Here is a 23352-nt window from a genome sequence, read left to right on the forward strand (position 1 = left end):
AGATGCTCAGGCCCTGGGCCGGCGCATCTGGAACACGCTGTCGACCACCGCATAGTCCATGTAACCAAGCCGCGAGAGCGGCCGCGCCTTCGTCACGTCGAACAGCCCGTCGACCAGCATGGCCTCGTCGATATGCACGGCGACAACCTCGCCCAGCACCATCCAGCTGTCTGTCGGCGTGCCGTCATGAGCCGTCAGGCGGATCGTCTGCAGATGCTTGCATTCGAGTGCGGCCTTCGCCTCGGCGACCCGCGGCGCACCGACAAGCAGAGACTCCTGCGCCGTCAGGCCGGCCTTTTCGAACTCCGACACGCCCTTGTCGAACGGCGCCGAAGACGTGTTCATGGCGTCCTTCAGGTCTTCCGTTGCAAGGTTGAAGACGAAATCGCCCGTCTCGTCGACATTGGCGACCGAGTCCTTGTAGCCGGACGAAGAGAACACCACGATCGGCGGCGTGTCGCAGACCGCGTTGAAGAAGCTGTAGGGGGCAAGGTTGACCGCCCCGTCGGCAGCCCGGCTGGAAATCCAGCCGATCGGCCGCGGCGCCACCAACGCCTTGAACGGATTGTGCGGCAGGCCGTGCCCCTTGGCGACCTCGTAGCTGTACATGTTCATGCGGCACTCCATTCGCTGATCAGGTCGTCAAGGTCGGGGCGGGGGCGCTCGCTCGGCTGCTGGGAGGGCGTGCCGAGATGAATGAAGCCCGCGATGCGCTCTGCTTCGGCAAGGCCCAGCAGCGACGATACGTCGTCGTCGAAGGCCATCCATTCGGTCAGCCATTGCGCCGCAAAGCCGCTGGCATTTGCCGCCATCACCAGGTTCATGCACACCGCACCGACGCACAGCTGTTGCTCCCAGACCGGGATCTTGGGATGTACGGCGGCGCGACTCACCACGGCGATCACCAGCGGCGCACGGGTGAAGCGCGTCAGTTCCTGATCGCGCCGCTCTCCAGAAAGCTCGCCTTCGCGCGCCTCGACCAAAGGCAGCAGCTTCTTGCCGAGTTCGGCCCGCGACTCGCCGCGGATGAGGATGAAGCGCCAGGGCACCAGCTTACCGTGATCGGGCACGCGCGAGGCGGCCTCTAGGATGGTGCGCAGGGCCTCGCCTTCCGGCGCCGGCTCGACCATGGTCATGGCCGGATGCGAGCGCCGCGTGAGCATCAAGTGCAGGGTTTCGGATTGCTCCGTCGTCATTTTCTGCCTTTTTGTCGGCGCCGGCCGCGAACGGGTCGGCACGGGATGGAAGGGGCGCGAACCGCGCTTTCGCCTTCATGACCTAGACGGGTTTTCGCGCCTGTCAATCTTGCCGGGGTTGCAGGCGACAGATGACTTGAAATTGCCCCAGTTTTGGAGTGGAACCCAGGGGCGGGTTTTCTCCCGTTCGCTTTCGTTACGAGACAGGGGCAGGCAGCCGGCAAATGCAGGTGTTCAGGGCTTTCGCAATCGCGCTTTGCGCCGTCGGTCTGGCGATCTCCCCGCTCCATGCGCAGGAGGTGGTGACACCTCCGGCCAAGCCCGACGAACTGGAGGCCGCACCGACGGAGGACGCGGATACGCAAGCCGCCCCCGAAGAACCGGCGGCACCGCCCCTCGGCGATCTGTTCGGTGGCAATGCCGTGCCCGGCTCGTCGACGCCGGTCGTGCCCTACGCCCCGGCCATCACGCCGGACACCGGCATGCCGGACCAGGGCACGGAAAGTCCGGTCTACATGGTCGCGCGCCTCTCCGAGGATGGCCCCGCCTTGACGCAGGGCGTCACCTGGCGCGTCTACCGGCCGACGCTGGATGACACGGGCCGCCTTGAACTCGTGGCAACGGCAACCGGAGGCGATGCCGACTTCCGCCTGGCTCCGGGCGACTATTTCGTCCACACCGCCTTCGGCTATGCCGGCCGCACCAGCCGCATCTCCGTGCGCAACGGCCTCACCAGCCAGACGGTCGTGCTCAATGCCGGCGGCATCAAGCTCGACGCGCAATTCTCCGGCAATCAGCCGATCCGCACCGGCCGGCTGGTGTTCGACATCTACGAGCGCGAGTTCAACAATCGCGGCGAGCGCAAGATCGTCGCCAACAACGTGAAGCCGGGCGACATCGTGCGGCTGAACGCAGACACCTACCACATCGTCAGCCGCTACGGCGCCGTCAACGCCACGGTGCGCGCCGACATCCGCGTCGAGCCAGGCAAGTTGACCGAGGCGACGGTCTATCACGACGCGGCCCGCGTCACGCTGAAGCTGGTCAACCAGCCGGGAGGCGAGGCCATTGCCAACACCAACTGGTCGGTGCTGACCCCCGGCGGCGATACGGTGGTGGAAGGCACGGGCGCCTTCCCGGCCTTCGTACTGGCATCGGGCGAATATCAGGTGATCGCGCGCAACGAGGACAAGCTCTACTCGCGCGATTTCGAGGTGAAGACCGCCGCCCACGGCGAGGTCGAGGTCCTGACGAGCTCACTTCTCAAGCAGTAGTCCCTGAGCAGGTCTCAGGCAGCGATCCGCCGCAGCCGGCGCCGGTCAGGCCTGCCCCGCCGCCTGGGCACCGCCGGCGCCATCGCGACCACGCGCGCCAGCAGATGCTCGGTCATCGCCTTCTGATCGCCGAAAGCTGCGAGCTCCTCATACGGGATCGGTGCGCCTACCCGCACCGCCAGATCGCAACCCATGATCCGGCGGAACTCGCGGATATACATCGACAGGCGCAACGTCAGCGAAAAGCGCGAGACCAGGTGAAAGAGCGGCGAGTTCTGGCCATCGAAAAACAGCGGGATGACCGTGGCACGGGCCGCGCGGATCATCTTGGCCGTGAAGGTTTTCCACGGCAGCTCACGCGCGCGGCCGAAGGGCCGGTCGGCCGTCGCCACCCCGCCCCCGGGGAACACGATGATCGTGACGCCTTCGGCGAGCAGGCGCAGGGCCTCCTGCCTGGTGCGCATGTTGGTTCTGAGCGCGTCCGCCGTCTCCTCGAAGTCAATGGGCAGCGCGTAAGGGCGGATCTCCGGCGCCTTCAGGAGCTCGTTGTTGATGAGAATGCGGTAGGGACGCCCTAACCGTTCGGCGAGCGACAGGATCGCCAGTCCGTCGCCGAGCCCGTAAGGGTGGTTGGCAATCATCACCAGCGGTCCGTCCGGCAGGTTCTCCGGCGGCCAGCTGCCCTCTTCCACCACCACATCCACGCCGATCAGCGCCAGCAGGTCGCTCCATTTGGTGGTCGAGGTCGCGGCGACGGCATCGCGCCAGTAGCGATAGTAGCCGAGCAGGTAACTGCGTCCCGACAGCGTCTCTATCCCGCGGATCACGACACGCTTGGTCCACGAATGCGCCTCGTTGGCGTAGCTGAGTTCCGTTTCCTTCACCACCCGGCCCCTGAATTCGCCTGTGCGGAAGAAACCCCGATCTAGACCGTCTTGCATGACAGGAGCGCGACATTCCGGAACGTGCCGTACGAAAAGAGCCGACCGGGAGATCCCCGGCCGGCTCTTTTTTGAACACCGCTTGCGACGGTTTCAGCCCCGACGCAGGTCCGGCGCCACCGCCTCTTCGACGAGCGCGGCAATCGCCTCGTCGAGACCCGTGACGGACTGCTGCTGCGAGCCCAGCCGGCGGATGTTGACCGTGCGTTCTTCCGCCTCGCGCTTGCCGCACACGACGATGACCGGAACCTTGGCCAGCGAGTGCTCTCGGACCTTGTAGTTGATCTTCTCGTTGCGCAGGTCGAGCTCAGCCCGCAGGCCTGCCTTCTTCATCGCCGCCTGCACCTCGCTCGCGTAGTCGTCCGCATCGGAGGTGATGGTGGTGACGACCACCTGCTGCGGCGCCAGCCACAGCGGGAAATGGCCCGCGAAGTTCTCGATCAGGATGCCGAGGAAGCGCTCCATCGAACCGCAGATGGCGCGGTGGATCATCACCGGGGTCTTCTTCTCGCCGTCCTTGTCGACATAGAAGGCACCGAAGCGTTCCGGCAGGTTGAAGTCCACCTGGGTGGTGCCGCACTGCCACTCGCGCCCGATGGCGTCCTTCAGCGTATACTCGAACTTCGGTCCGTAGAACGCGCCCTCGCCCGGCAGGATGTCGGTCTTGATGCGCCCGCCCGACTGGTCGGCGATCTGCTTCAGGACCTTTTCCATCACCGCTTCGGCATGATCCCAAAGCTCGTCGGAACCGACACGCTTTTCCGGCCGGGTCGACAGCTTCACGACGATCTCGTTGAAGCCGAAATCCTCGTAGACCGAGAGGATCAGGTCGTTGATCTTCAGGCACTCCGCCGCCATCTGCTCCTCGGTGCAGAAGATGTGGGCGTCGTCCTGGGTGAAGCCGCGCACGCGCATCAGCCCGTGCATGGCGCCGGAAGGCTCGTAGCGGTGCACCGCGCCGAACTCGGCCAGCCGCAGCGGCAGGTCGCGATAGCTCTTCAGCCCGTGCTTGAAGATCTGCACGTGGCCCGGGCAGTTCATCGGCTTCAGCGCGAAGAGGCGAGTGTCCTCGGCTTCCGGATCGGCGCACTGCACGGAGAACATGTTCTCCTTGTACCAGCCCCAGTGACCGGAGGTTTCCCACAGCGAGGTGTCGAGGATCTGCGGCGCGTTAACCTCGTCATAGTCCTCGTCAAGCCGGCGGCGCATATAGGCGACCAGGCTCTGGAACAGGCTCCAGCCCTTGGCGTGCCAAAACACGACGCCCGGCCCCTCTTCCTGGAAATGGAAAAGGTCCATCTCCCGGCCGAGCTTGCGATGATCGCGCTTCTCCGCCTCCTCCAGCATGTGGAGATAGGCCTTGAGCTCGGCCTCGTTGGCCCAGGCGGTGCCGTAGATGCGGGTCAGCATCTCGTTGTTGCTGTCGCCGCGCCAGTAAGCACCGGCCACCTTCATCAGCTTGAAGGCGTCGCCCACCTGGCGGGTCGAGGCCATGTGCGGTCCGCGGCACAGGTCGAGCCACGCGCCCTGGCGATAAATCTTCACGTCCTGGTCGGCAGGAATCGCGTCGACCAGCTCGACCTTGTAGGTCTCGCCCTTTTCCAGGAAGTGGCGCTTCGCCTCGTCGCGCGACCACACCTCGCGGGTGAAGGCATCGCCCCGCTGGATGATCTCGCGCATCTTCTTCTCGATGACCGGCAGGTCGTCGGGCGTGAAGGGTTCGTCGCGCTTGAAGTCGTAGTAGAAACCGTTCTCGATCACCGGACCGATGGTCACCTGCGTCCCCGGCCACAGTTCCTGCACCGCCTCGGCCATGACATGGGCGGCGTCGTGGCGGATCAACTCCAGCGCCCGCGGATCTTCGCGGGTGACGATTTCCAGCCGGGCGTCGCGCTCGATCGGCAGCGACAGGTCCGCGAGCTCTCCGTCGAGCGTCACCGCGACCGCCTTCTTGGCCAGCGACTTGGAAATGCCGGCAGCGATCTCGGCGCCGGTCACGCCGGGCGCAAAGTCGCGAACCGAATTGTCGGGAAAGGTCAGATGGATCATGTCTGTCTCCGGCTCACTCCTGCAAACAGGGCAGGTAAGCGTTTATGGTCGGGCGCACACGCAAAATGCCGGCGCGAACCGCGCTCCATTTAGGTGATTTGGCCGCAAGGGGCAACCGGCCTGGCCGCCAACACTGCCGGAAAGCCCTTACCGCGCCTCGATCCGGCGGACGAACCAGCGCACCAGCCGCTCCCAGACCGCGTCCTTTTCCATCGAGTCCTCCACACCGTGATCGAGGTTTGGATTGTCGTTGACCTCGATGACGACGACCCGGTCGCCGAAGGACTTGAGGTCGACGCCATACAGCCCGTCGCCGATCAGGCGGGCGGCGCGAACGGCGGTTTCCACGACGGCGGGCGGCGTCTCGGCGAGCGAGATGGAGCGGAAACTTCCCTCCTTCGCCTGCTTGCCGTCCTCGTGCTTGACGATCTGCCAGTGCTTCTTGGCCATCAGATACTGCACGGCGAAGAGCGGCTCACCGTCCAGCACGCCGATGCGCCAGTCGAACTCGGTCGGGCAGTATTCCTGTGCGATGATGATGTCGCTGTCTTCCAGCAGTTCCTTCGCCTTGGCGGCGATGGCCGCCTCGCCCGCGACGCGGAACACGCCGCGACTGAACGAGCCGTCCGGGATCTTCAGCACCACCGGCGAGCCGAGCCGCGCCTCCAGTCCCACCGCTTCCTTGACGCTCGACAGGATCGCCGTCTTCGGGATCGGAATGCCGTGCGTTTCCATCAGCTCGGCGAGATAGACCTTGTTGGTGCAGCGGATCATCGAGACCGGATCGTCGATCACCGGCATGCGCTCCTGCACGGCCCGGCGCGCGAAGCGGTAGGTGTGGTTGTCGATATTCGTCGTTTCGCGGATGAACAGCGCATCGTATTGCGCCAGCCGGTCGAGGTCGCCCTTGCCGATCGGCACGATCTCGACGCCCTGGCGGGCAGCGACCTTGGCCAGATGACGGAGAGACGCCTGGCTCGATGGCGCTAGCTCTTCCTTGGGGTTGGTGAGAACAGCCAGCGAGTATTTCATCGGCAAGCGCTGCTTGGGCGCCCGCCAGGCACGGTGCGTGTAGCTTTCCAGGCTGGCGCTCAGGAAGCTGCGCGAGGCCTCGTCGAGATCGGAGATCGGCACAACGCGGATGCGGGTGATCGCCCGCCAGCTGTCCTTGCCGAGGCTCACCTCCAGGATGGGCGCCCGGTACCAATCGAACAACAGGCGCGCAAACGGTTCGAGCGCGGCGATCTCCGTCTGGCCGAGGCAGACCAGCAGCCTGTCGCCGACGCCGTCCGCCTTTGCCAGACACCGGTTGAGGCTGTCCTCCAGCTCCGGCAGCGCGTGCCGGTACAACCCTTTGCGCGACAGCTCGATCATCGTCTCGACATTGGGCAGAACCCGGTGCTGCCGCGCTTCGGCCAGCAGCGAGGCATAGTAACCCGCCCCCTGGTAGGCGAAGGACCGCGACAGGTTGATGATGTTGGGGTTGGTGCCGGTGAAGAGCTTGGGGCGCAGCATGTAGTCGCGCACGCTCATCACCTTGTGGGGCGTGTCGGCGTTGGAAAAATCTTTCGGATTGTCGACGAGAACGACCCATGTAGCCATCGGTCTCAGCCCTTTCTCAAGATGATCTGCGCGCGCACCGGCGGCTTGCCCCAACGGGCCATGCGGTCGAATTCGGCATCCGGCACCGGCAGGTTCGAGGCGTCCTGCGGCGTCTCGTACCCCTCGTAGCCGAGCCAGGGGTCGTGAATGAAGAGGTGGCGTGCATCCTCGCCCTGCACCAGCACCCAGTGGGGGCCGCGCCGGCCGAGCATGCGGTATTCGGAGATCAGCACGATGGCCAGCGCGCCCGCCCGCACCGTCTCTGCCAGCGCCCGGGCGGGCAACTGCTCCTCCATCACGGGAATGCCGAGCCGCCGCGCCTCGGCGCGATAGTCGTCCTGCACGATCTGCATCACCCGCTGCTTGTCGGGATCACGCACGGAGGAGATGAACAGGTGCCCCGGGGGCGACAGGCGAACCTCGGCGGAAAGCCCGCGGCTCGCGGCCGCAACGGCAAGACCGAATGGCCCGCAGCCGCCATGGCCGGAGGCGAGGTAGATGGTCGTCGATTCCCGCCAGAGCCGCAGCTCGAGCCTTTCGCCCAGGTCGGTGGCCGGGTCGAAATGCTTGAGCGCCATCATCAGGCAGGCCGGCCCGCAGGTGAACTCGGTCGTCTGCGGGTGGTAGGGCACGGCGGAGCGCGGCGCCGCCTCGTCGTGCAGAAGCTTCTCCATCCGCAGCGCGGCGGTGCCGTCCTCGTAGTAGTCGGCGACCCGCCCGTGCACCCGGTATCCTGCCTTGCTGTAGAGCCCGCGCGCGGTGACATTGTCCTCGCGCACTTCCAGTCGCAGCACGATGCGGTCGCGAGCGAAGGCGTCTGCCTCCGCCGCCGCCAGCAGCGCCCGGCCGTATCCGAAACCGCGCATCTCCTCGCGCAGAGCAAAGGAGTAAAGCCGCGCAAGCGCCGTCCCGGAACGGAACAGCAACAGGGCATAGCCGATGATCCTGCCCGCCCGCTCGGCAATGACGAAGGAGGCGCCGGGGCTTTCCAGGAAGCGGCGGAAGGAGCGCCGGGAGATCCGGTCCTGCGAGAAGCAGGCTTCCTCGACCTCGACAAGCGCGGAAAGATCCTCCGGTCTGGCGGCGCGCAGGGTGGGCCTGTCGCCGCCGGGTCGAGGTTCTGGGTCGGTTTCCGGCGCGCTTTCGCGGCCGGCTTCAGGTGCCGGGGCCGGCCCTGTCTCGAGAGTGTTCAAGTCCGGATCTCCGGGGGGATCTGCTGGGTCGATCACCGGTTGCCGCCTGTTCGCTCGTGGCGCTTTTCCAATGATGGCCTGAAAGGCCTCTATCTCCAAATTCGCCTTGCGTCTTCAACGGGTTTCGCATGGCTCCAACGGAATTCGCATGGCCGCGGGAAACGCCCTTAATCGAGCCGCGTCGCCGGGTCGATATGGTCCGCCGTCCAACGCCCGTAGCGCCACGGCAGATACCATCGGGCCCTCTCCGGCAAGTCCTCGGGGATCGGGTCGAAGCCGCTGCCGCCGCCGGGCCGGCAGCGCTGCAGGCGCGCCACGCCCATCCAGCTTCCGGCCCACAATCCGTAGCGAGTGATTGCGTCGGCCGTATATCCCGAGCAGGTCGGCGCATAGCGGCAGGAACGGCCGATAAAGGCCGACAGGGTCAGCTGGTAGATGCGGATCAGCAGGAGACCGATGCGAGCAGGCACGCCTGGCGCGTCCTTGCCCTTGCTGTCGTGGGCGGGCCGACCAGTACACATGCCCCGATCCTTCAGGCAGCGCGCCGCGCCTCGATCTGTTCGGCAGCTTCCACCACCGCCTCGAAGGCCAGCATGGTGGAGGCATGACGGGCCTTGAAGTCGCGCACCGGCTGCAGCACGGCAGCCTCGGCAAAACGCCCGCTCGGCGGCGGCCCGTTTTCCTTCAGCATCGCAAGCACCGCGTCGCGCGCTTCGCGCAGATCGCTCAGCGTCGCACCTTTGATATGCCGCGCCACGATAGACGCCGAAGCTTGTCCGAGCGCGCAGGCTTTGACGTCCTGCGCGAAATCGGTCACAACTCCTTCTTGCATTTTCAGGTCGACAACCACCGTCGAGCCGCACAATTTTGAATGCGCCTTCGCGGAGGCATCGGGTGCGTCGAGACGGCCGAGGCAGGGGATGTTGCCGGCGAGTTCGAGGATCTTCGAGTTGTAGATGTCGTCGAGCATAGGCGCCTCATCAAGACAGCGTGACGCCGGAGCAACCGGCTTCACAGCCATTTGGCATTTCTTATATAGGGTGGAACGCGGGAAAGAAATGGACACACAGGTCTCAGGTCGCGGCCGGGCCGGACAGGTCGCGAAGAATTGCCGTAATTCAAACAACATGGCATGCGACCCCTCCGCCGCCCGGGGCCAGCACTTCGAGAAACTCCAGTGGTCCAAAATCACGGGGGCGGCGTAAGGGATGCGGAATACAGTACAATCGGGAGATCCCGCAATGGATGCCATCTTGAAGCCGGTCACGACCCGCGACGACACCGCGGCGGCCACCCGCCCGCGCCCGTCGCGCGAGGAAGTGGAAGCGGCCGTGCGGACGCTGCTTGCCTGGACCGGAGACGATCCCGAGCGAGAGGGCCTGCTCGACACGCCCAAGCGCGTCGCCAAGGCATATGAAGAAATCTTCTCCGGCTACTTCCAGGACCCGGCAGAACACCTGAAGCGCACCTTCGAGGATGTCGGCGGCTATGACGACATCGTGCTCGTGCGCGGCATCCCGTTCTTCTCGCATTGCGAACATCACATGCTGCCCTTCGTCGGCGAGGCTCATGTCGCCTACTATCCGTCGGAAGGCGTCGTCGGCTTGTCGAAGATCGCGCGCGTGATCGACATCTTCGCCAAGCGCCTGCAGACGCAGGAGAACCTGACGGCCCAGGTCGTCGATGCGATCGACACGCATCTTGCTCCGCGCGGCATCGCCGTGATGATCGAGGCCGAGCACCAGTGCATGACCATGCGCGGCGTGCAGAAGCAGGGCGTTTCGACCATCACCACCCAGTTCACCGGCGTGTTCCGGGACGATCCCAGCGAGCAGGTCCGCTTCATGAGCCTGGTTCGCGGCGGCCGTCGCGACTGATCGGGCACACGCAAGGACAAGGCGCCGCCCGGCGTCGACGGAAGACACATGACGGACATTCGCTTCGCCGGGCGCGGCGACAAGAACGAGCTGGAAAACGGCAACGTTTTCCAGCCGAAGTTCGATGCCGACGGGCTCATTGCCTGTGTCGTCACCGATGCCGACGACAGCACCGTGCTGATGGTCGGCTACATGAATGCCGAGGCTCTCGCCCGCACCATCAAGACGGGCGAGGCCTGGTACTGGAGCCGGTCCCGCCAGGAATACTGGAAGAAGGGCGGCACCTCCGGCCAGGTCCAGCAGGTCGTCGAACTCCTCACCGACTGCGACCAGGATGCCCTGGTCATGAAGGTGCGCGTCGCCGGCAATGGCGCCACCTGCCATGTCGGATACCGGTCGTGCTTCTATCGCCGCATCGTTTCGGGCGAGGACGGCAGAGTCGGCCTGGAACAGGCCGGCGGCGAGCGGGTCTACGATCCCAAGGACGTCTACGGCGGCTGACCGCGGCATCTCCCCGCAATCCCTCACTACCGCAACAGCGGCAACCTGCCGCAGATTCGGTCGACCGCCTTGCGCGGCCCGGCCAGCAGAACCGCATGCGGCGTGTGGCCGGCAAGCGGCGCGGCTGCGATACGCTGCGAATAATCCCCGTAGTTGCGGGCCTCGAAAGCCGCGCGCATATAGGCAAGGCGAACCGGCAGGCCCTCGGCCGCCGCGAAGAGGACGGGCAGTTCTTCTTGCGGGGCACCCAGCACCGGCAGCGCCACCGTCGTGATTCCGGCAAGAACGATACCGTCGCTCGTTGGCGTGTCCGCTCCGACGAGAGCAGGCTCGAACCGGCCAAGGCTCATCCCCAGCACAGCCGCGAAATTGGCCTTGAGCCCGACCGGCAGGCTGTCGGACAGAATGATTACAGGCTTGATCGACATGGCATTCCCCTGTTGTCAGGGGCTTGCCCTTGCCACGCCTGATCTGGCGCGGATTGGACGAAATTGACCTAGCTGTGACGGACCAGGGCACCGGGCGTGACCCCGCAGTGCCGCCGGAACTGACGGATCATGTGGCCCTGGTCGCAAAAACCGGCGGCCACCGCCGCTTCCGCCGCACGCATTCCATCCAGCAACAGCTGCCGAGCAAAATCGACACGGTGCTGCAAGACATGTGCATGCGGGGTCATGCCGGTCACTTTCGCGACGCTGCGCACCAGATAGGACGGCGCAAGACCGGCTTCGGCCGACAATTCCCGAAGGGTCAGGCTCTCCCCCGCCTCCACGCCGGCTGCGATGCGCTCCCTGAGCCTGCGGATCGCCGCTGTCTCCCGTCCTGCGGGCCGCAGTTCGGTGCGCCCATGCAGCGAAAAGGCACAGGCGAGCACTCGGTGGATCGCTTCTTCTGCCGCCAATCGCCAGTCGCGCCCCTTGGCCGCATTCAGCCTTGCGGCCAGCACGCCCAGCGCCTGCGTCAGAACCTGGGCCCGGTCGCGTGGCGCAATCTCCGCAAAGCCGCGCAACTGCGAAAGACCCAGAATCTCGCGAACCGCATCCTCGCTCGCATAAAGCATGTTGTAGCGAACGCGTCCGGCCGCGGCATGGCCGGTATGCGGCTCTTCCGGGTTCATCAGCGACAGCGTGCCTGCAGGAAGAATCATGCTCTCGCCGCGACAGACATATCCACCCGCGCCCTCGGCGATGGCGCCGATAGCAAAGCCGGCATGTGCGTGCCGCGCGAATGTCTGGGTACTGAAGGCGGCCTCGAACAGTTCGATTCCGTGATGCCAGCCGAGATGGTGATAGCGGTTTGCCCGCATGATGCCGCGTCTTCTCCGCTCCAGGTCGCCCCCCGCCGCGTGGTGGCTCAAGCGAGCTCGCCACGCGCCCCTGTCACGTCATGGCGATATAGTTGCGCATGTCCTCCGCCTCGCGCTCGATCTGCGCGATGCGATGCTTGACCACGTCGCCGATGGAGATCAGCCCGTCAAGCTTGCCGTCCTTGACCACCGGCACATGGCGGAAGCGCCCTCCGGTCATGCGCGCCATGACGGTGTTCACCGTCTCCGTCGCCTGGCAGGTCACGACCTTGGCGGTCATGTAGGCCGAGGCCGGCTTGTCGAGCGCATCGGTACCGTCCTGCGAGATTGCCCGGACCACATCGCGCTCGGAGATGATGCCGCGGATGGCACCCTTGCCGTCGGTGATGACGATGGCGCCGATGCGCTTGGCTCCGAGAATCGCGCAAATCTCGCGCATCGTCGTCTCGGCATGCTCCGTCACCACGTCCCGCCCCTTCTCGTTGAGAATTGATGCGACCGTCATGTCCGACCTCCCCGGTGGCTTGTCCTGGCTGCGGGCCGGGAGCATCGCAGCTCCCGATTCCGCTTCCATCATGACAAATCCCTGTCGCCGCGCAATCGGCAACACTGCGGGGGAGAGACGCTCTACCGGCGGCGTGGCACCGGATCGAAAAGGGAAAACAACAGAAAACCGGCAACGAACCCGCCGATATGGGCCTCCCAGGCGACGCTGCCCCCCTCCCCGGCACCCGGCAGGGAAATGATGCCGAACAGGAAGTTGATGCCGAACCAGACCAGCAGAAACATCATCGCCCGGGGGTTGGCGAGCGTCGCGGCCATGCCGGAGGCAGGAATTCGGTAAGCGAACTCATCCGTCCGCCGCATCGCGCCGAGCGGCCCGCCCATGTCGAAGACAAAGCGCGTCGCAGCCGCCATCTGGCCGGAAATCGCGGCCGAAGCCCCGATCATCGGCACCGTCTCGCCGAAGTGCAGCGCAAGGTGCAGCGCAGCGCCGGCCACGGCGCAGACGGCGGAGAGCACCAGGAACCGCGCCGTACCGAAGCGCCGGGCGACCGCGGATCCGAAGACCGCCATCCACATCACATTGACGAAGAGATGCCCCCATCCCCCATGCAGGAATGCGTAGGTGAGAAAGGTCCAGGCCTTTGCCGGCTCGCCGCCCGGCAACTGATACAGGGCGACCGCGTCCGGAAGGTAGCGTGCCGGCAGGAACGAGAAGGCGAGCAGGACTTCGTATCGCAGGTCTCTCGACAACAGATACGTGTCCGCCAGATGCACGCCGATCAGCACCAGCGATAGCCAGGTCACCACTTTCGGCAGGTTGAAGACCGGCTCCGACGGCGGCGGGCCCTGATCGTAAATCTCTAAAGGTCTGGGTTCGTGCATTGTCTCGCGCCTGGCGGTGATCGTCAGTCACCAGATCGGCCGCCGAGGACGATCCGTCAAGCCGCCTGCCGACAGTCGGGGCCGGACGAGTGTCAAAGAAAAGCCGCCCGCCGCGCTTGCACGCGATCCGGGCGGCCAGGAAGTGGTGGAAATCGGCGCCTTGGCCGGATTCCGGCAAACGAGGTCAGTCGTCGCGCGGTGCAGATAAACTCGATTTACCAACTGCCTGATCCTGCACATCAAACCGACGCCGCGGCAACCGCTACCCTTCGTTAACCTTAACAAGAGGTAAAGCGAACCGTTCAACTGCTTGGCATGCGCCCTGCTTCGTAACCGTCAACGCGTGGCACAGGTAGGAAAAACGTCCCGAAACCGGACAGTTTTCCGCTTCCGCAGACAAGAAAGCGCAGGGCGTCCCACGTTCCGGCACACCTGCCGGTTCCGATGGCCGGCCTTGCGCGAAAACAGGACACACGCTCCCACCGGGCCCGCCGGGAGGAGCGGAAAACGGGGGCAAGGTTGGTCGACATGAAACATCCGGTGACGCAGCAGCTCTATGAATACTGGGACAGTCTGCGCGGCGATCGGCCGGCGCCGGACCGCGGCGAGATCGAGCCCGGCCGGATCCGTGCCGTGCTCGGCGACACCTTCATCCTGGAACTCGTCGACCGGGACACCTATCGCTACCGGTTGGCCGGAACCCGACTATGCGCCCTGCATTGCCGCGAGTTGAAGAACCGCAACATCCTGCGCGGCTGGTCGGACGAGGACCGCGAGGCGCTGTCCACGCTGCTCGCCGCGGTCAACGAGGACGCGGCCGCTGCGGTGATCGGCATCACCGGCTATACGGAGCGCAAGCAGACGGTCGACATGGAGATGCTGCTGCTGCCGCTTCACATTCCCGGCGAGGGCTGCAGCCGCGTGCTTGGCGCCTGTGTCGCATTGGAACAGCCCTACTGGGCCGGCATGCATCCGCTCCTGTCGCAGACGATCAAGAGCGTGCGGCTGATCTGGCCGGACGAGCGACCCGCCTTCGTGCGCCCGCAGCCGCGCGGTTCCGTCAGCACCGTTCCGCGGTTCGGGCGGCAGCCGTCCCTCCTGCAGGCCGCCTCTCCCCCCATGCAAGTGTTGGCCGAAGCACGGCGAGTACAGCATCTGATGGTCATCGAGGGCGGCAAAAGCTGAGTTGGCGCAGCCGCAAGTATTGACATCCGCAGCCCTGCACAGGCCCTTGCTTACCAACTGTTAACTGCCACACCATATCTTCGACCGGCAGTGTTCGCGCGGCCTCCATGTCGTGCGCTCCAGGGAAGGTCGACGACGCATGGCGCACGCCACGGCACTCACGTATACGACAGCTGCCGCAGCCAAGAATGTCGACCGTCGGCGCCATTCCCGCGTTCCGGTGAATATTCTCGGTCGCTTCATGCTGGAGGATCGCCAGGAGTATCCCTGCCAGATCGTCGACATGTCTCCCGGGGGCGCCGCCATAATCGCCCCGGTGCCGGCGCGCGTCGGCGAGCGCATCATCGCCTATATCGACCATATCGGCCGGATCGAGGGCGAGGTGGTGCGCGAGATCGAGGGTGGGTTCGCCATCCGCATCAACGCGCCGATGCGCAAGCGCGACAAGCTCGCCAACGTCCTGACCTGGCTTGCCAATCGCGACGTGCTCAACCTGCCGGAAGATCGGCGCCACGACCGCTTCACGCCGAAGAACCCGATCACCCAGATCGTCCTGCCGGACGGGCGCAGCTACAAGTCGCGGATCATCGACGTGTCGCTGTCGGGTGCCTCGATCAAGACCGAGGTGAAGCCGGAGATCGGCATGGCGATCGGCATCGGCAAGATGCGCGCCCGCGTGGTGCGCCACACCGAGGACGGCATCGCCGTCGAGTTTGCCAACATCCAGAACCGCGACCTGCTCGAAAAGCACATTTCCTGATCCCGACGGTCTAAAGACCGCAGCACAGGCTCGCCCGGACGCCATGTCCGTGCGGGCCTGATCGCGTTTTCGCGCCGCTCTCTCGCCTCTTCCGATCACTCGCTTTGCCGACCCGCAATCGCCCATGCGCTTGCGGGGAAAGGCATTTTTGCGCCCGTTTTACGGCCCTCCCCAAGGGGCGTTCGATCTCTACAATTTTAATCAAAACAAGTATAAATTATCTTATAAATCTCTTATATTTCAAATAAACTTCCGACGTCGACCTTAGACGCAAATAAAAACGAGCATGTCATTGTCTTGTCAGCCTTGGGGAGGGCGAAGACATGACAATGAACGCGAAATATCTGAAGTATACTCTTCTCGCACTGGCACTGATCGCGACCGGCACGAGCCAAGCCAATGCGCAGGCCGGGCGTTTCATGGAGACCGGCACAATGGCGAAGGCACCTGTCGGCCATGTCGGCTTCTGTCAGGAAAATCCTGTGGAGTGCGAACCGGACGGCAAGGGCGCCGTGGTCGTCAAGCTCGATCGCGAGCGCTGGAACGAGCTCATCGCCATCAATACGGAAGTGAATGATCGCATCCGGCCGGTGACCGACATCGAGCTTTTCGGCGTCGAGGAATACTGGACCTATCCGGTCGACGGTGCCGGCGACTGTGAGGAATACGTGCTGGAGAAGAAGCGCGTGCTGCTGAACCGGGGCTGGCCGGCCAGCGCCCTGCTGATCACCGTCGTCAAGGACACCAACAACGCGGGCCATGCCGTTCTCACGGTCCGCACCGATCAGGGTGACGTCATCCTCGACAACCAGATTGAGGCCGTTCTGCCCTGGTACTCGGCCCCCTATCGGTTTGTGAAGCGGCAGTCGGTGTCGCATCCGGCGAAGTGGGCCGCCATCTCCGACCTGCGGACCAGCACGCTGGCCAGCATCGGAAACTGACGGCTGGTCGGCGGGACCGAACACCCGCCACCCGCGCGGCTTGGCAGTACACGAAGCATTGCGCCGTCACTGATGGCAACCAGGCCCATCCCCTCCCCCATACCCCGGGGTCGGGTTGCCGGCCGGTCTCCGCTGATGCGGAGGCCGGCCTTTTTTTGCTCAGCTCTCGGCAACCGGCGACAGGCCGGCGATATAGCGGCGCCACTTGCCGACATAACCTTCGGCAGAGGCGGCGATGCGCGCCTCGGCGGCCTCGTCGAGCTGGCGCACTACACGCCCCGGCATGCCGACCACCAGCGAATTGTCCGGGATCTCCTTGCCCTCGGCGATCAGAGCGTTGGCGCCGATGATGCAGTTTCGGCCGATGCGAGCGCCGTTCAGCACGGTCGCGCCCATGCCCACCAGCGTGTTGTCGCCGATGGTGCAACCATGCAGGATCGCCTTGTGTCCAATCGTGCAGCCGCGGCCGATGTCCAGCGGAAAGCCCATGTCCGTATGCAGCACGCAGCCGTCCTGCACATTGGAGCCCTCGCCCACGGTGATCGTTTCGTTGTCGCCGCGCAGCACCGCTCCGAACCAAACGCTGGCCCCTCGCATCAGGACGATACGCCCGATCACCGCCGCATCCGGGGCGATCCAATAAGTTCCGGGTTCGGGCGTGACGGGGCTGTGATCGTCGAGGCGGTAAAGCGGCATCTGAAACTCCGGCAGGGCTGAGGCGTCATGCGGGACGGGAGGAGGGAGAAAGGCAGCAAGGAGCAGCACCCGGTGGGCGCCGCGCCTTACAGAAGGACAATCAACGCAGTATGCACGACCATGATGCCGGAGCAAAGGCTCCACATTCCCGCGATCGTGGAGGAGGCCACCAGCCAGCCGAGCGGCCGCTGTTCGACCCTGCGGCCGCGAATCGCGTTACGCATGATGATGAAGGGACCTGCGAAGACGCACAGCACACAGGACAGGAGACCCTTTATCCAGGTCTCTACCGAGATGGCAAACCTCAGGGGTTCCCCCGTCACAAGCTGATAGAAACTGCCGACAATTCCCGAAATGACGAAGCCCGCGCAGCCGAGATAGGCAGCTAGTGCCAGTTCACTCATGATGCCGTTAACCCCTCGTTAACCAATTCTCTGGGACCTTAACCGGAAACTCGGGTTTCCTTCCAGCAAATAGCATGCCGTTTGCGCGGCCCCATTAACGGACTGGTAACCATAAAGATGGCGAACGGAGCGCCCCGCGTCCCGGCACAGATCGGGACACCCGTCCCGCATCGGGACAGCCCGACGGGCGCCCTGCCCTGTCCCGGTGCGCCCTCGCGGGCGGCAACGGGAGCCTGCGGATGATGCCGCTCACTCTTCCCGGCGGAACGGGCATCGAGGCCCGCCACTTCACATCGATGGTCTTTGCGCTGGCCCTCGCCGGCACCGCGCTGGTGGCCCACACGGTCGGCAGCTGGCTGACCTATACCCGTGGCCCCACGGGTTGGAGCGATAGCCGCGAACGCGTTCCTGTCACCCTCGGCCCTACCGAGCTGAAAGTGCCGGCCAACATGATGCGGAGGGTCGAGGAGCGGATTGCCGGCGGCCCTGTCGACCGGCTGAGCCTGGCGGTCCTGTGGCCTTCCATGGACGGCTACAGCGAGCTCAACGCCCGCGCCTTCGCCGACCCGAGCGACACGTCCGCCGTCATTCTCGTGGCACTGGAGCCGACGCTGACGGCCGACATCATGGACACAAGCGAGCGCCTGACCCAGGTCTGGCTGTCGCTCGCCTCGGGCAATCCCCTGCCCGGTCCGGCAGGCCTTGCCCTTCTGCCCCTGCCCGGCGATCCGACCAGCGGCACCGACTTCGTCGCGCATCGCGCCGAGGCGGGACGCCTCTTTGCCGCCCGCTGCTTTACGCCGCGGGACAAGGCACTGGCCGCCACCTGCGAGCGCAGCATCCGCCTCGGCCACGGCCTCTTCGCCACCTACCGCTTTCGCCAGGCTCAGCTGGAACACTGGCAGAAGCTGGATGACGGCATTGCCGCTCTGGTCGCCAGCCTGTCGCCCGGCCCCGCCTCCTGACGCACATCCTTGCTGCGATACGAAAAACGGGCGCCCGCCAAGCGGTGCGCCCGTTTTCTTCAAACTCCGGCCCGATGCCGGAGCCCGGTTGCTTAAATGCGTGCGGCTCAGGCCTCGTCGAGATCGTACGACAGGATCGCCATCTGGAAGTTCCAGCTCAGGTCGTCGTCATCGTCGTCGTCGCGATAGATCACGCCGATGAACTCCTCGCCGATATAGACCTCGGCGGAATCGTCCTTCTTCGGACGCGCGCGGACGACAAGCTTCGGAAGCTCGAACTTCTTCTGGAGGTAGGCCTCGAGCTTGCGGATCTCGTCTGGCTTCACGAAAGGCTCCTTTCTGGGGCGTCGGACATTGCACCCGCGCCCAAACGGGTTGCCGGCCATGCCGGAATGCGCCCGAACCTACACATTCGGCCGCTCGAACCAAGAAAAAAGCGCGCCTTTCCCCCAGCTGGGGGCGGCGCGCCCTGCTTTCACGCGTCTGAAGCGTCCCGCCTCGGTAGCGTCAGCCCTTGTCGCTGTCCGCCGACAGAAGCTGGTCCATGGTGCGCGACGGTTCGGCGCAGCCGGCCGCCCCCACCACCCGTGCCGGCACGCCGGCAACGGTGGAGTTCGGCGGCACGTCCATCAGCACCACGGAGCCGGACGCCACCTTCGAGCAATGGCCGATCTCGATATTGCCCAGCACCTTGGCCCCGGCACCGAGCAGCACGCCATTGCGGATCTTCGGATGGCGGTCGCCCTCCTCCTTGCCCGTACCGCCCAGCGTCACGTTCTGCAGGATCGAAACATTGTCGCCGATCTGCGCCGTGGCGCCCACGACGATGCCGGTGGCGTGGTCGACGAAGACGCCCACACCGACCGGGACGGCCGGATGGATGTCCACCTGGAAGGCTTCCGAGCATCGGCTCTGCAGGTAGAGCGCGAAGTCCTTGCGCCCGCGCTTCCAGAGCCAGTTGGCCAGCCGGTGCGTCTGAAGCGCGTGAAAGCCCTTGAAGTAGAGCAACGGCTCCAGCAACCGGGTGCAGGCCGGGTCGCGGTCGTAGACGGCAACCAGATCCACCCGGAAAGCTTCGGCAAGCGCCCGCGAGTCCTGCAACGCCTCCAGATAGGTCTGGCGGATCAGGGAGGGCGAGACCACCACGTGACCGAGCCGGTCGGCCAGACGGTGGACGACGGCCTCTTCCAGCCGGTCATGGTTGAGCACGGTCTCGTAGGCGAAGGATGCCAGCGCCGGCTCGCAGCGCACCATCGCTTCGGCCTCTTCGCGGAGCTGGCTCCAGACGGGATCGTGGCGCGGCAGGGCCGGCGCCTCGGCAAGGGGGTTGGTTTGCGGCATGTCCGCCTCCTTATGGAGCCCCGCCGGACAGGCAGGACAGGCTCCCTTCAAGCACAGGTCGTTGGCGTCATCTTACTGCGATGTGTGCAGGCAAGGCCATAGGTCAAGCTTGCCGTAACGGTCATTTCACGCCGCTCTCGGTACACGGCATACTCTCTGGCACGCATCCAACGCCTTCCTCGAATGGACTGTGTCGCCGCACCTTGCGATAACCATGCGCAACCCGTCCCTTTTCGAAGCTTCGGACCCGACATGACCGACAGTCCCGCCGACACCCGCCCCGCCCGCATCACCACCCGGATCGAGAATGGCATCGGCTGGCTGGAGGTGAACAACCCCGTTCGCAAGAACGCCATCACGCTCGCCATGTGGCAAGCTATCCCGCAGGCCGTGGCGGAGCTTGCCGCAGCCCCTGGCGTGCGCGTCATCGTGCTGCGCGGCGCCGGTGAGGAGACCTTCATCGCCGGTGCCGACATTTCCGAGTTCGCAACCTTGCGCAAGGATGCGGCCTCCGCACGTGCCTACGAGGCTTCGAACGCCGCCGCCTTCGACGCCTTGCGCAATGCTCCCCTGCCGACCTTGGCAATGATCCGCGGCTTCTGTCTCGGCGGCGGCTTCGGGCTTGCGGCCGCCTGCGACCTGCGTATCGCCGAGGACGGCGCAAGTTTCGGCATTCCCGCGGCGCGGCTCGGTGTCGGCTATCCGCCGACGGCGATTGCCGATGTCGTCCGCCTGCTCGGTCCCTCGCGCGCCAAGCTTCTGTTCTTCACCGCGCGGCGCATCGGCGTGCAGGAGGCCGAGCGGTTCGGCTTCCTCGATATCGTCGCCTCCGCAGGCACCTTGGAGGCAGAGGCCCGGCGCCTCGCCGGCGAGATCGCGGCCGGCGCGCCCCTCACCCTTCGCGCGGCCCGCGCCGGCATCGACGCGCTCACCGCGCGCCTGTCGGGCGAGGATCTCGATGCCTGCCAGACGCTGGCCGATGCCTGTTTCGACAGCCGCGATTTCGTGGAAGGGCGAACCGCCTTCATGGAGAAGCGGTCGCCGGAATTCACCGGCGGTTAACCATGACGCGCGATACCCGCCTTCGGCAGAGCGATCCCGCCGCGCGAAGGGCGACGGCCGGCGACGCAGAGTCATTTTGTTAACCGACTCCTTGCAGCGTCAAAAAAAAGAGCCGAGCACGCACCGACTTTGCGGACCGGGCTCTTGACCGGCGGAATCCGGGATGATTCTCTGACGCCCGATCCAGCTTGATTCTGTCTGCGAAGATCTTGAATCGGATCCTCAGCAAGCTGACATGTCACTTTAAGATAGACTGAAAATTCGTTCTTGATCAGAAGCTTGAGAGAAAACTCTCAAGCCGTTCGTTTACTTGAACCAAATTTCTGCATTAACCTTCAATTAACCATACAAGATTTTGATATCTTTGTAAAAATTTGAACCATCGCCACCTTGAATCGGCAAGTGAGAACCGCGGCGGCTCCGAGCGCGCGAAAGCATGCCAAGACCGCCACGCGCACGGCAGCGCTCCAGGGCACCTCAAAGCCACCCGGTACCCCGGTTCAAACGCTGAAAAGATCGCTCGAAAAGCCGTGGGCGACTGACCTGCTCAGGCGGCGCGCAACCGGTCGAGGAAGGTAACCACCGCGCCCGCGAAGGCGTCGTTGCGGTCGCCGGCGACCATGTGCCCCGCCCCTGCGACATCGGTGTACTCGGCATGCGGAACCAAGGTCAGGAACTCGTCCACCTGCGCTTCGGTGACCAGTTCCGAGCGCGCGCCGCGCACCAGCAGGACGGGCACCTTCAGCGCCTGCGCCGCACGCACGAGCTCGTCCTCGACGCGTTCCTCGATACCCTCGCCGGGCTCGACCGGCCGGCCGCGCCGGTCGCCGAGGAAGCGCGGGTCCCAGTGCCAGCGGTAGCGCCCGTCGTCGTGAAGACGCAGGTTCTTGGCCAGCCCGTCGAGCCGCTCCGGGCGCTTGCGATGCGGCAGATAGCGGGCGATGGCATCGGCCGCCTCCTCCACAGTGCCGAAGCCTGCCTCCGCCCGGTCGGCCATGAAGGAAATCACCTTGTGCACGCCTGCCGGATCCATCCGCGGCGTCACATCGACCAGCACCAGCGCCGACAGCGTGCCGGGCTGGAACGCCCCCTCGGCCAGCAGGCTCGCCATGCCGCCGAGCGAGGCGCCGATGCCGATGGGCCGCGCGCCCGAGCGCTCGGCGATCTGGTCCGACACCGCCACCACGTCGCGGCCGAAGTCGCGGAACTCGTAGGCGCCGCTGTCGACCCAGTCGCTGTCGCCGTGGCCACGCTGGTCGAGGCACCACGCGGAGAGCCCGCGTGCGGCCAGCCGTTCGCCGGTCCCCTCCCAGGCATGGCGCGTCTGCCCGCCGCCATGCAGCAGCAGCACGGGCTGCCCGCCGGCGCCATGGACATCGGCGACGAGGCGGTTGTTCTCCGCCCCGGTCAGCGTGATGGTTTCGCGGCTCACGCAACGCCCTCCCGCGCCAGGCTCTCAAGAAAATCGATCACGCCCGCCTTGTAGACCTTGTCGCCCACGGCGATCATGTGATCTCGGCCGGGGATCTCCAGCACCCTGGCTCTTGGCATCAGCCGGGCGAGCTTCTCCGGCGAACCGGCGATCTCGTCCTTGGTCCCAACGGCAACCAGAACCGGCTGGGTGATGCGGGAGACCTCGTCCTCGCTGATCTTCTGCCGTGAGGAGCGCATGCAGGCGGCAAGCGCGAGACGGTCGGAATTGGTCTGCTCGGCAAAGGCCCGGAAGGCGCGCGCTCCCCGATCCGTCACGTCGGACAGCTTCTCGGCCTCGAGACCCGCCGCGATCGGCTCGGGATCGCCGACGCCGGTAATCATGCCATAGCCCAGCCCTCCGAAGACGGCGCTGCGTACCCGCTGCGGATGGTTCAACGTCAGGAAAGCGGAGATCCGCGCGCCCATCGAGTAGCCCATTACGTCAGTCCGTTCGATGCCGAGATGGTCCAGCAGGCGCCTTGCATCCTCTGCCATCGCCGGCGCGCCGTAGTCGTCGGGATTGTGGCTGCCGGCGCTCTCGCCGTGCCCGCGGTTGTCGATGGCGATCACCCGCCGGCCGGCCTCGGTGAGCAGCTTCACCCAGCCGGGATAGACCCAGTTCACATGCTTGTTGGAGGCAAAGCCGTGGATGAGAAGGATCGGCTCGCCCCGTCCCTCGTCCAGATAGGCGAGGCGGAGACCGGCGGAATCGAAATGGGGCATCGGAGCCTTTACCTTGACGTAAACGTAAAAACACGGAGTCCCACGATAATGCGCATGGCTGCCGATGAAAAGCCTGCAGCCCCCGGGCCGCCCGCCCCTTGTTCGTGCTCCCTGCTTCCGGTCGCCGCAGTTGTGGCGAAACCGCCACTTCCCCCTGTTCAAACCGCTCCTTCCTGCGTATGGTCCGGCAAATCCTGCAGGACATGCTGAACGACGGATGGATGCGATGGCGCATGCTGTAATTCCCCATTTCCAGAACGACCGCGGCCTGGAGTCGATCGAGATCGGCGCGAAGGAGTTCCAGTGCGTGGGGGCCCGCCCGCCCTTCGACCATCCGCACGTCTTCCTGGACATGGGCGACGACAATGAGATCATCTGTCCCTACTGCTCGACGCTCTACCGCTACAACCCGGCCCTGAGTGCTCATCAGGCGGAGCCGGCCGACTGCGTCTGGACCCCGGAAGCCGCCTGACC

Annotated in this window: 27 protein-coding genes; 9 read left to right on the forward strand and 18 right to left on the reverse strand. The window is 65.3% G+C overall.

Annotated features, from left to right (window positions below; genetic code table 11):
- Positions 1-6: 6 nt before the first annotated feature.
- Both MNI96_RS19950 and MNI96_RS19955 read right to left on the reverse strand, forming a co-directional pair.
- A complete protein-coding gene (locus MNI96_RS19950) occupies positions 7-609 on the reverse strand; it encodes a flavin reductase family protein (RefSeq protein ID WP_249696120.1) in 603 nt (200 codons plus the stop codon).
- A 2-nt stretch (positions 610-611) separates the two neighbouring features.
- Complete coding sequence (locus tag MNI96_RS19955; protein WP_249696012.1) at positions 612-1196, reverse strand: nitroreductase family protein; 585 nt, start codon at positions 1194-1196, stop codon at positions 612-614.
- A gap of 224 nt (positions 1197-1420) precedes the next feature.
- Here MNI96_RS19955 and MNI96_RS19960 point away from each other — a divergent pair, with 224 nt between their 5' ends.
- Positions 1421-2470 (forward strand): RgsD C-terminal domain-containing protein, encoded by a 1050-nt coding sequence (locus MNI96_RS19960; RefSeq protein WP_249696014.1) that lies wholly within the window; start codon positions 1421-1423, stop codon positions 2468-2470.
- A 14-nt stretch (positions 2471-2484) separates the two neighbouring features.
- On the opposite strand, the gene MNI96_RS19965 is transcribed toward MNI96_RS19960, so the two are convergent.
- The 6 genes from MNI96_RS19965 to MNI96_RS19990 form a co-directional block, all read right to left on the reverse strand.
- Positions 2485-3354: a lysophospholipid acyltransferase family protein gene (locus tag MNI96_RS19965; protein WP_249696016.1), complete on the reverse strand. Its 870-nt coding sequence runs from the start codon at positions 3352-3354 to the stop codon at positions 2485-2487.
- A gap of 150 nt (positions 3355-3504) precedes the next feature.
- On the reverse strand, positions 3505-5460 hold the full coding sequence (gene thrS / locus MNI96_RS19970) for a threonine--tRNA ligase (protein WP_249696018.1): 1956 nt from the start codon (positions 5458-5460) through the stop codon (positions 3505-3507).
- Positions 5461-5607: 147 nt separating this feature from the next.
- A complete protein-coding gene (locus tag MNI96_RS19975; protein ID WP_249696019.1) occupies positions 5608-7062 on the reverse strand; it encodes a RimK family ATP-grasp domain-containing protein in 1455 nt (484 codons plus the stop codon).
- Between the two features lie 5 nt (positions 7063-7067).
- Positions 7068-8255 (reverse strand): GNAT family N-acetyltransferase/peptidase C39 family protein, encoded by a 1188-nt coding sequence (locus MNI96_RS19980; RefSeq protein ID WP_249696021.1) that lies wholly within the window; start codon positions 8253-8255, stop codon positions 7068-7070.
- A 167-nt stretch (positions 8256-8422) separates the two neighbouring features.
- The gene (gene yidD, locus MNI96_RS19985) at positions 8423-8776 is read right to left on the reverse strand and encodes a membrane protein insertion efficiency factor YidD (protein ID WP_249696023.1); all 354 of its coding nucleotides are present in this window, start codon (positions 8774-8776) and stop codon (positions 8423-8425) included.
- 11 nt (positions 8777-8787) lie between these two features.
- Positions 8788-9225, reverse strand: a complete 438-nt coding sequence (locus tag MNI96_RS19990) for an iron-sulfur cluster assembly scaffold protein (RefSeq protein WP_249696025.1) — start codon at positions 9223-9225, stop codon at positions 8788-8790.
- A 271-nt stretch (positions 9226-9496) separates the two neighbouring features.
- Here MNI96_RS19990 and folE point away from each other — a divergent pair, with 271 nt between their 5' ends.
- Positions 9497-10132 (forward strand): GTP cyclohydrolase I FolE, encoded by a 636-nt coding sequence (gene folE / locus MNI96_RS19995; RefSeq protein ID WP_067334636.1) that lies wholly within the window; start codon positions 9497-9499, stop codon positions 10130-10132.
- Between the two features lie 48 nt (positions 10133-10180).
- Entirely contained in the window at positions 10181-10633 is a 453-nt protein-coding gene (hisI, locus tag MNI96_RS20000; RefSeq protein WP_249696026.1) for a phosphoribosyl-AMP cyclohydrolase, read from the forward strand.
- Positions 10634-10659: 26 nt separating this feature from the next.
- On the opposite strand, the gene MNI96_RS20005 is transcribed toward hisI, so the two are convergent.
- From MNI96_RS20005 to MNI96_RS20020, 4 genes are all read right to left on the reverse strand, one after another.
- Positions 10660-11061 (reverse strand): DUF2000 domain-containing protein, encoded by a 402-nt coding sequence (locus MNI96_RS20005; protein WP_249696028.1) that lies wholly within the window; start codon positions 11059-11061, stop codon positions 10660-10662.
- Positions 11062-11129: 68 nt separating this feature from the next.
- The gene (locus MNI96_RS20010) at positions 11130-11990 is read right to left on the reverse strand and encodes an AraC family transcriptional regulator (RefSeq protein ID WP_249696030.1); all 861 of its coding nucleotides are present in this window, start codon (positions 11988-11990) and stop codon (positions 11130-11132) included.
- Between the two features lie 22 nt (positions 11991-12012).
- Positions 12013-12444, reverse strand: coding sequence for a CBS domain-containing protein (locus MNI96_RS20015; RefSeq protein ID WP_158192974.1), 432 nt, complete (start codon positions 12442-12444; stop codon positions 12013-12015).
- 122 nt (positions 12445-12566) lie between these two features.
- On the reverse strand, positions 12567-13328 hold the full coding sequence (locus MNI96_RS20020; RefSeq protein ID WP_249696032.1) for a rhomboid family intramembrane serine protease: 762 nt from the start codon (positions 13326-13328) through the stop codon (positions 12567-12569).
- A 528-nt stretch (positions 13329-13856) separates the two neighbouring features.
- On the opposite strand from MNI96_RS20020, the gene MNI96_RS20025 reads away from it, so the two are divergent.
- From MNI96_RS20025 to MNI96_RS20035, 3 genes are all read left to right on the forward strand, one after another.
- The gene (locus MNI96_RS20025; protein ID WP_249696034.1) at positions 13857-14513 is read left to right on the forward strand and encodes a PAS domain-containing protein; all 657 of its coding nucleotides are present in this window, start codon (positions 13857-13859) and stop codon (positions 14511-14513) included.
- 139 nt (positions 14514-14652) lie between these two features.
- The gene (locus MNI96_RS20030) at positions 14653-15273 is read left to right on the forward strand and encodes a PilZ domain-containing protein (RefSeq protein WP_249696037.1); all 621 of its coding nucleotides are present in this window, start codon (positions 14653-14655) and stop codon (positions 15271-15273) included.
- Between the two features lie 323 nt (positions 15274-15596).
- Positions 15597-16214: a transglutaminase-like cysteine peptidase gene (locus MNI96_RS20035; protein WP_249696039.1), complete on the forward strand. Its 618-nt coding sequence runs from the start codon at positions 15597-15599 to the stop codon at positions 16212-16214.
- 159 nt (positions 16215-16373) lie between these two features.
- Here MNI96_RS20035 and MNI96_RS20040 read toward each other — a convergent pair whose 3' ends face one another.
- Positions 16374-16910, reverse strand: a complete 537-nt coding sequence (locus MNI96_RS20040; protein ID WP_249696041.1) for a gamma carbonic anhydrase family protein — start codon at positions 16908-16910, stop codon at positions 16374-16376.
- A gap of 86 nt (positions 16911-16996) precedes the next feature.
- The gene (locus MNI96_RS20045) at positions 16997-17314 is read right to left on the reverse strand and encodes a DUF6949 family protein (protein ID WP_249696043.1); all 318 of its coding nucleotides are present in this window, start codon (positions 17312-17314) and stop codon (positions 16997-16999) included.
- Positions 17315-17553: 239 nt separating this feature from the next.
- Between MNI96_RS20045 and MNI96_RS20050 the strand changes: the two genes are divergently transcribed.
- On the forward strand, positions 17554-18279 hold the full coding sequence (locus tag MNI96_RS20050) for a hypothetical protein (protein ID WP_249696044.1): 726 nt from the start codon (positions 17554-17556) through the stop codon (positions 18277-18279).
- A 107-nt stretch (positions 18280-18386) separates the two neighbouring features.
- Here MNI96_RS20050 and MNI96_RS20055 read toward each other — a convergent pair whose 3' ends face one another.
- Both MNI96_RS20055 and cysE read right to left on the reverse strand, forming a co-directional pair.
- A complete protein-coding gene (locus tag MNI96_RS20055) occupies positions 18387-18605 on the reverse strand; it encodes a DUF3126 family protein (protein WP_067216731.1) in 219 nt (72 codons plus the stop codon).
- 181 nt (positions 18606-18786) lie between these two features.
- A complete protein-coding gene (gene cysE / locus MNI96_RS20060) occupies positions 18787-19620 on the reverse strand; it encodes a serine O-acetyltransferase (protein ID WP_249696046.1) in 834 nt (277 codons plus the stop codon).
- 252 nt (positions 19621-19872) lie between these two features.
- Between cysE and MNI96_RS20065 the strand changes: the two genes are divergently transcribed.
- Positions 19873-20682, forward strand: a complete 810-nt coding sequence (locus MNI96_RS20065) for an enoyl-CoA hydratase (RefSeq protein ID WP_249696048.1) — start codon at positions 19873-19875, stop codon at positions 20680-20682.
- Positions 20683-21229: 547 nt separating this feature from the next.
- Here the strand turns inward: MNI96_RS20065 and MNI96_RS20070 are convergent.
- Complete coding sequence (locus MNI96_RS20070; RefSeq protein WP_249696050.1) at positions 21230-22114, reverse strand: alpha/beta fold hydrolase; 885 nt, start codon at positions 22112-22114, stop codon at positions 21230-21232.
- A complete protein-coding gene (locus tag MNI96_RS20075) occupies positions 22111-22878 on the reverse strand; it encodes an alpha/beta fold hydrolase (protein ID WP_249696052.1) in 768 nt (255 codons plus the stop codon). The genes MNI96_RS20070 and MNI96_RS20075 overlap by 4 nt, the downstream gene beginning before the upstream one ends.
- Positions 22879-23104: 226 nt before the next feature.
- Between MNI96_RS20075 and MNI96_RS20080 the strand changes: the two genes are divergently transcribed.
- Complete coding sequence (locus tag MNI96_RS20080) at positions 23105-23350, forward strand: zinc-finger domain-containing protein (protein WP_249696054.1); 246 nt, start codon at positions 23105-23107, stop codon at positions 23348-23350.
- Positions 23351-23352: the final 2 nt, after the last annotated feature.

The organism is Stappia sp. WLB 29, assembly GCF_023507705.1.
Taxonomy (GTDB): Bacteria; Pseudomonadota; Alphaproteobacteria; order Rhizobiales; family Stappiaceae; genus Stappia.

Bases quoted from the DNA above. Each gene is read 5' to 3' on its own strand.
- MNI96_RS19950 (WP_249696120.1), bottom strand. From the start codon at position 609: ATGTACAGCTACGAGGTCGCCAAGGGGCACGGCCTGCCGCACAATCCG.
- MNI96_RS19955 (WP_249696012.1), bottom strand. From the start codon at position 1,196: ATGACGACGGAGCAATCCGAAACCCTGCACTTGATGCTCACGCGGCGC.
- MNI96_RS19960 (WP_249696014.1), top strand. From the start codon at position 1,421: ATGCAGGTGTTCAGGGCTTTCGCAATCGCGCTTTGCGCCGTCGGTCTG.
- thrS (WP_249696018.1), bottom strand. From the start codon at position 5,460: ATGATCCATCTGACCTTTCCCGACAATTCGGTTCGCGACTTTGCGCCC.
- MNI96_RS19975 (WP_249696019.1), bottom strand. From the start codon at position 7,062: ATGGCTACATGGGTCGTTCTCGTCGACAATCCGAAAGATTTTTCCAAC.
- yidD (WP_249696023.1), bottom strand. From the start codon at position 8,776: ATGTGTACTGGTCGGCCCGCCCACGACAGCAAGGGCAAGGACGCGCCA.
- MNI96_RS19990 (WP_249696025.1), bottom strand. From the start codon at position 9,225: ATGCTCGACGACATCTACAACTCGAAGATCCTCGAACTCGCCGGCAAC.
- folE (WP_067334636.1), top strand. From the start codon at position 9,497: ATGGATGCCATCTTGAAGCCGGTCACGACCCGCGACGACACCGCGGCG.
- hisI (WP_249696026.1), top strand. From the start codon at position 10,181: ATGACGGACATTCGCTTCGCCGGGCGCGGCGACAAGAACGAGCTGGAA.
- MNI96_RS20005 (WP_249696028.1), bottom strand. From the start codon at position 11,061: ATGTCGATCAAGCCTGTAATCATTCTGTCCGACAGCCTGCCGGTCGGG.
- MNI96_RS20015 (WP_158192974.1), bottom strand. From the start codon at position 12,444: ATGACGGTCGCATCAATTCTCAACGAGAAGGGGCGGGACGTGGTGACG.
- MNI96_RS20020 (WP_249696032.1), bottom strand. From the start codon at position 13,328: ATGCACGAACCCAGACCTTTAGAGATTTACGATCAGGGCCCGCCGCCG.
- MNI96_RS20025 (WP_249696034.1), top strand. From the start codon at position 13,857: ATGAAACATCCGGTGACGCAGCAGCTCTATGAATACTGGGACAGTCTG.
- MNI96_RS20030 (WP_249696037.1), top strand. From the start codon at position 14,653: ATGGCGCACGCCACGGCACTCACGTATACGACAGCTGCCGCAGCCAAG.
- MNI96_RS20035 (WP_249696039.1), top strand. From the start codon at position 15,597: ATGACAATGAACGCGAAATATCTGAAGTATACTCTTCTCGCACTGGCA.
- MNI96_RS20040 (WP_249696041.1), bottom strand. From the start codon at position 16,910: ATGCCGCTTTACCGCCTCGACGATCACAGCCCCGTCACGCCCGAACCC.
- MNI96_RS20045 (WP_249696043.1), bottom strand. From the start codon at position 17,314: ATGAGTGAACTGGCACTAGCTGCCTATCTCGGCTGCGCGGGCTTCGTC.
- MNI96_RS20050 (WP_249696044.1), top strand. From the start codon at position 17,554: ATGATGCCGCTCACTCTTCCCGGCGGAACGGGCATCGAGGCCCGCCAC.
- cysE (WP_249696046.1), bottom strand. From the start codon at position 19,620: ATGCCGCAAACCAACCCCCTTGCCGAGGCGCCGGCCCTGCCGCGCCAC.
- MNI96_RS20065 (WP_249696048.1), top strand. From the start codon at position 19,873: ATGACCGACAGTCCCGCCGACACCCGCCCCGCCCGCATCACCACCCGG.
- MNI96_RS20075 (WP_249696052.1), bottom strand. From the start codon at position 22,878: ATGCCCCATTTCGATTCCGCCGGTCTCCGCCTCGCCTATCTGGACGAG.
- MNI96_RS20080 (WP_249696054.1), top strand. From the start codon at position 23,105: ATGGCGCATGCTGTAATTCCCCATTTCCAGAACGACCGCGGCCTGGAG.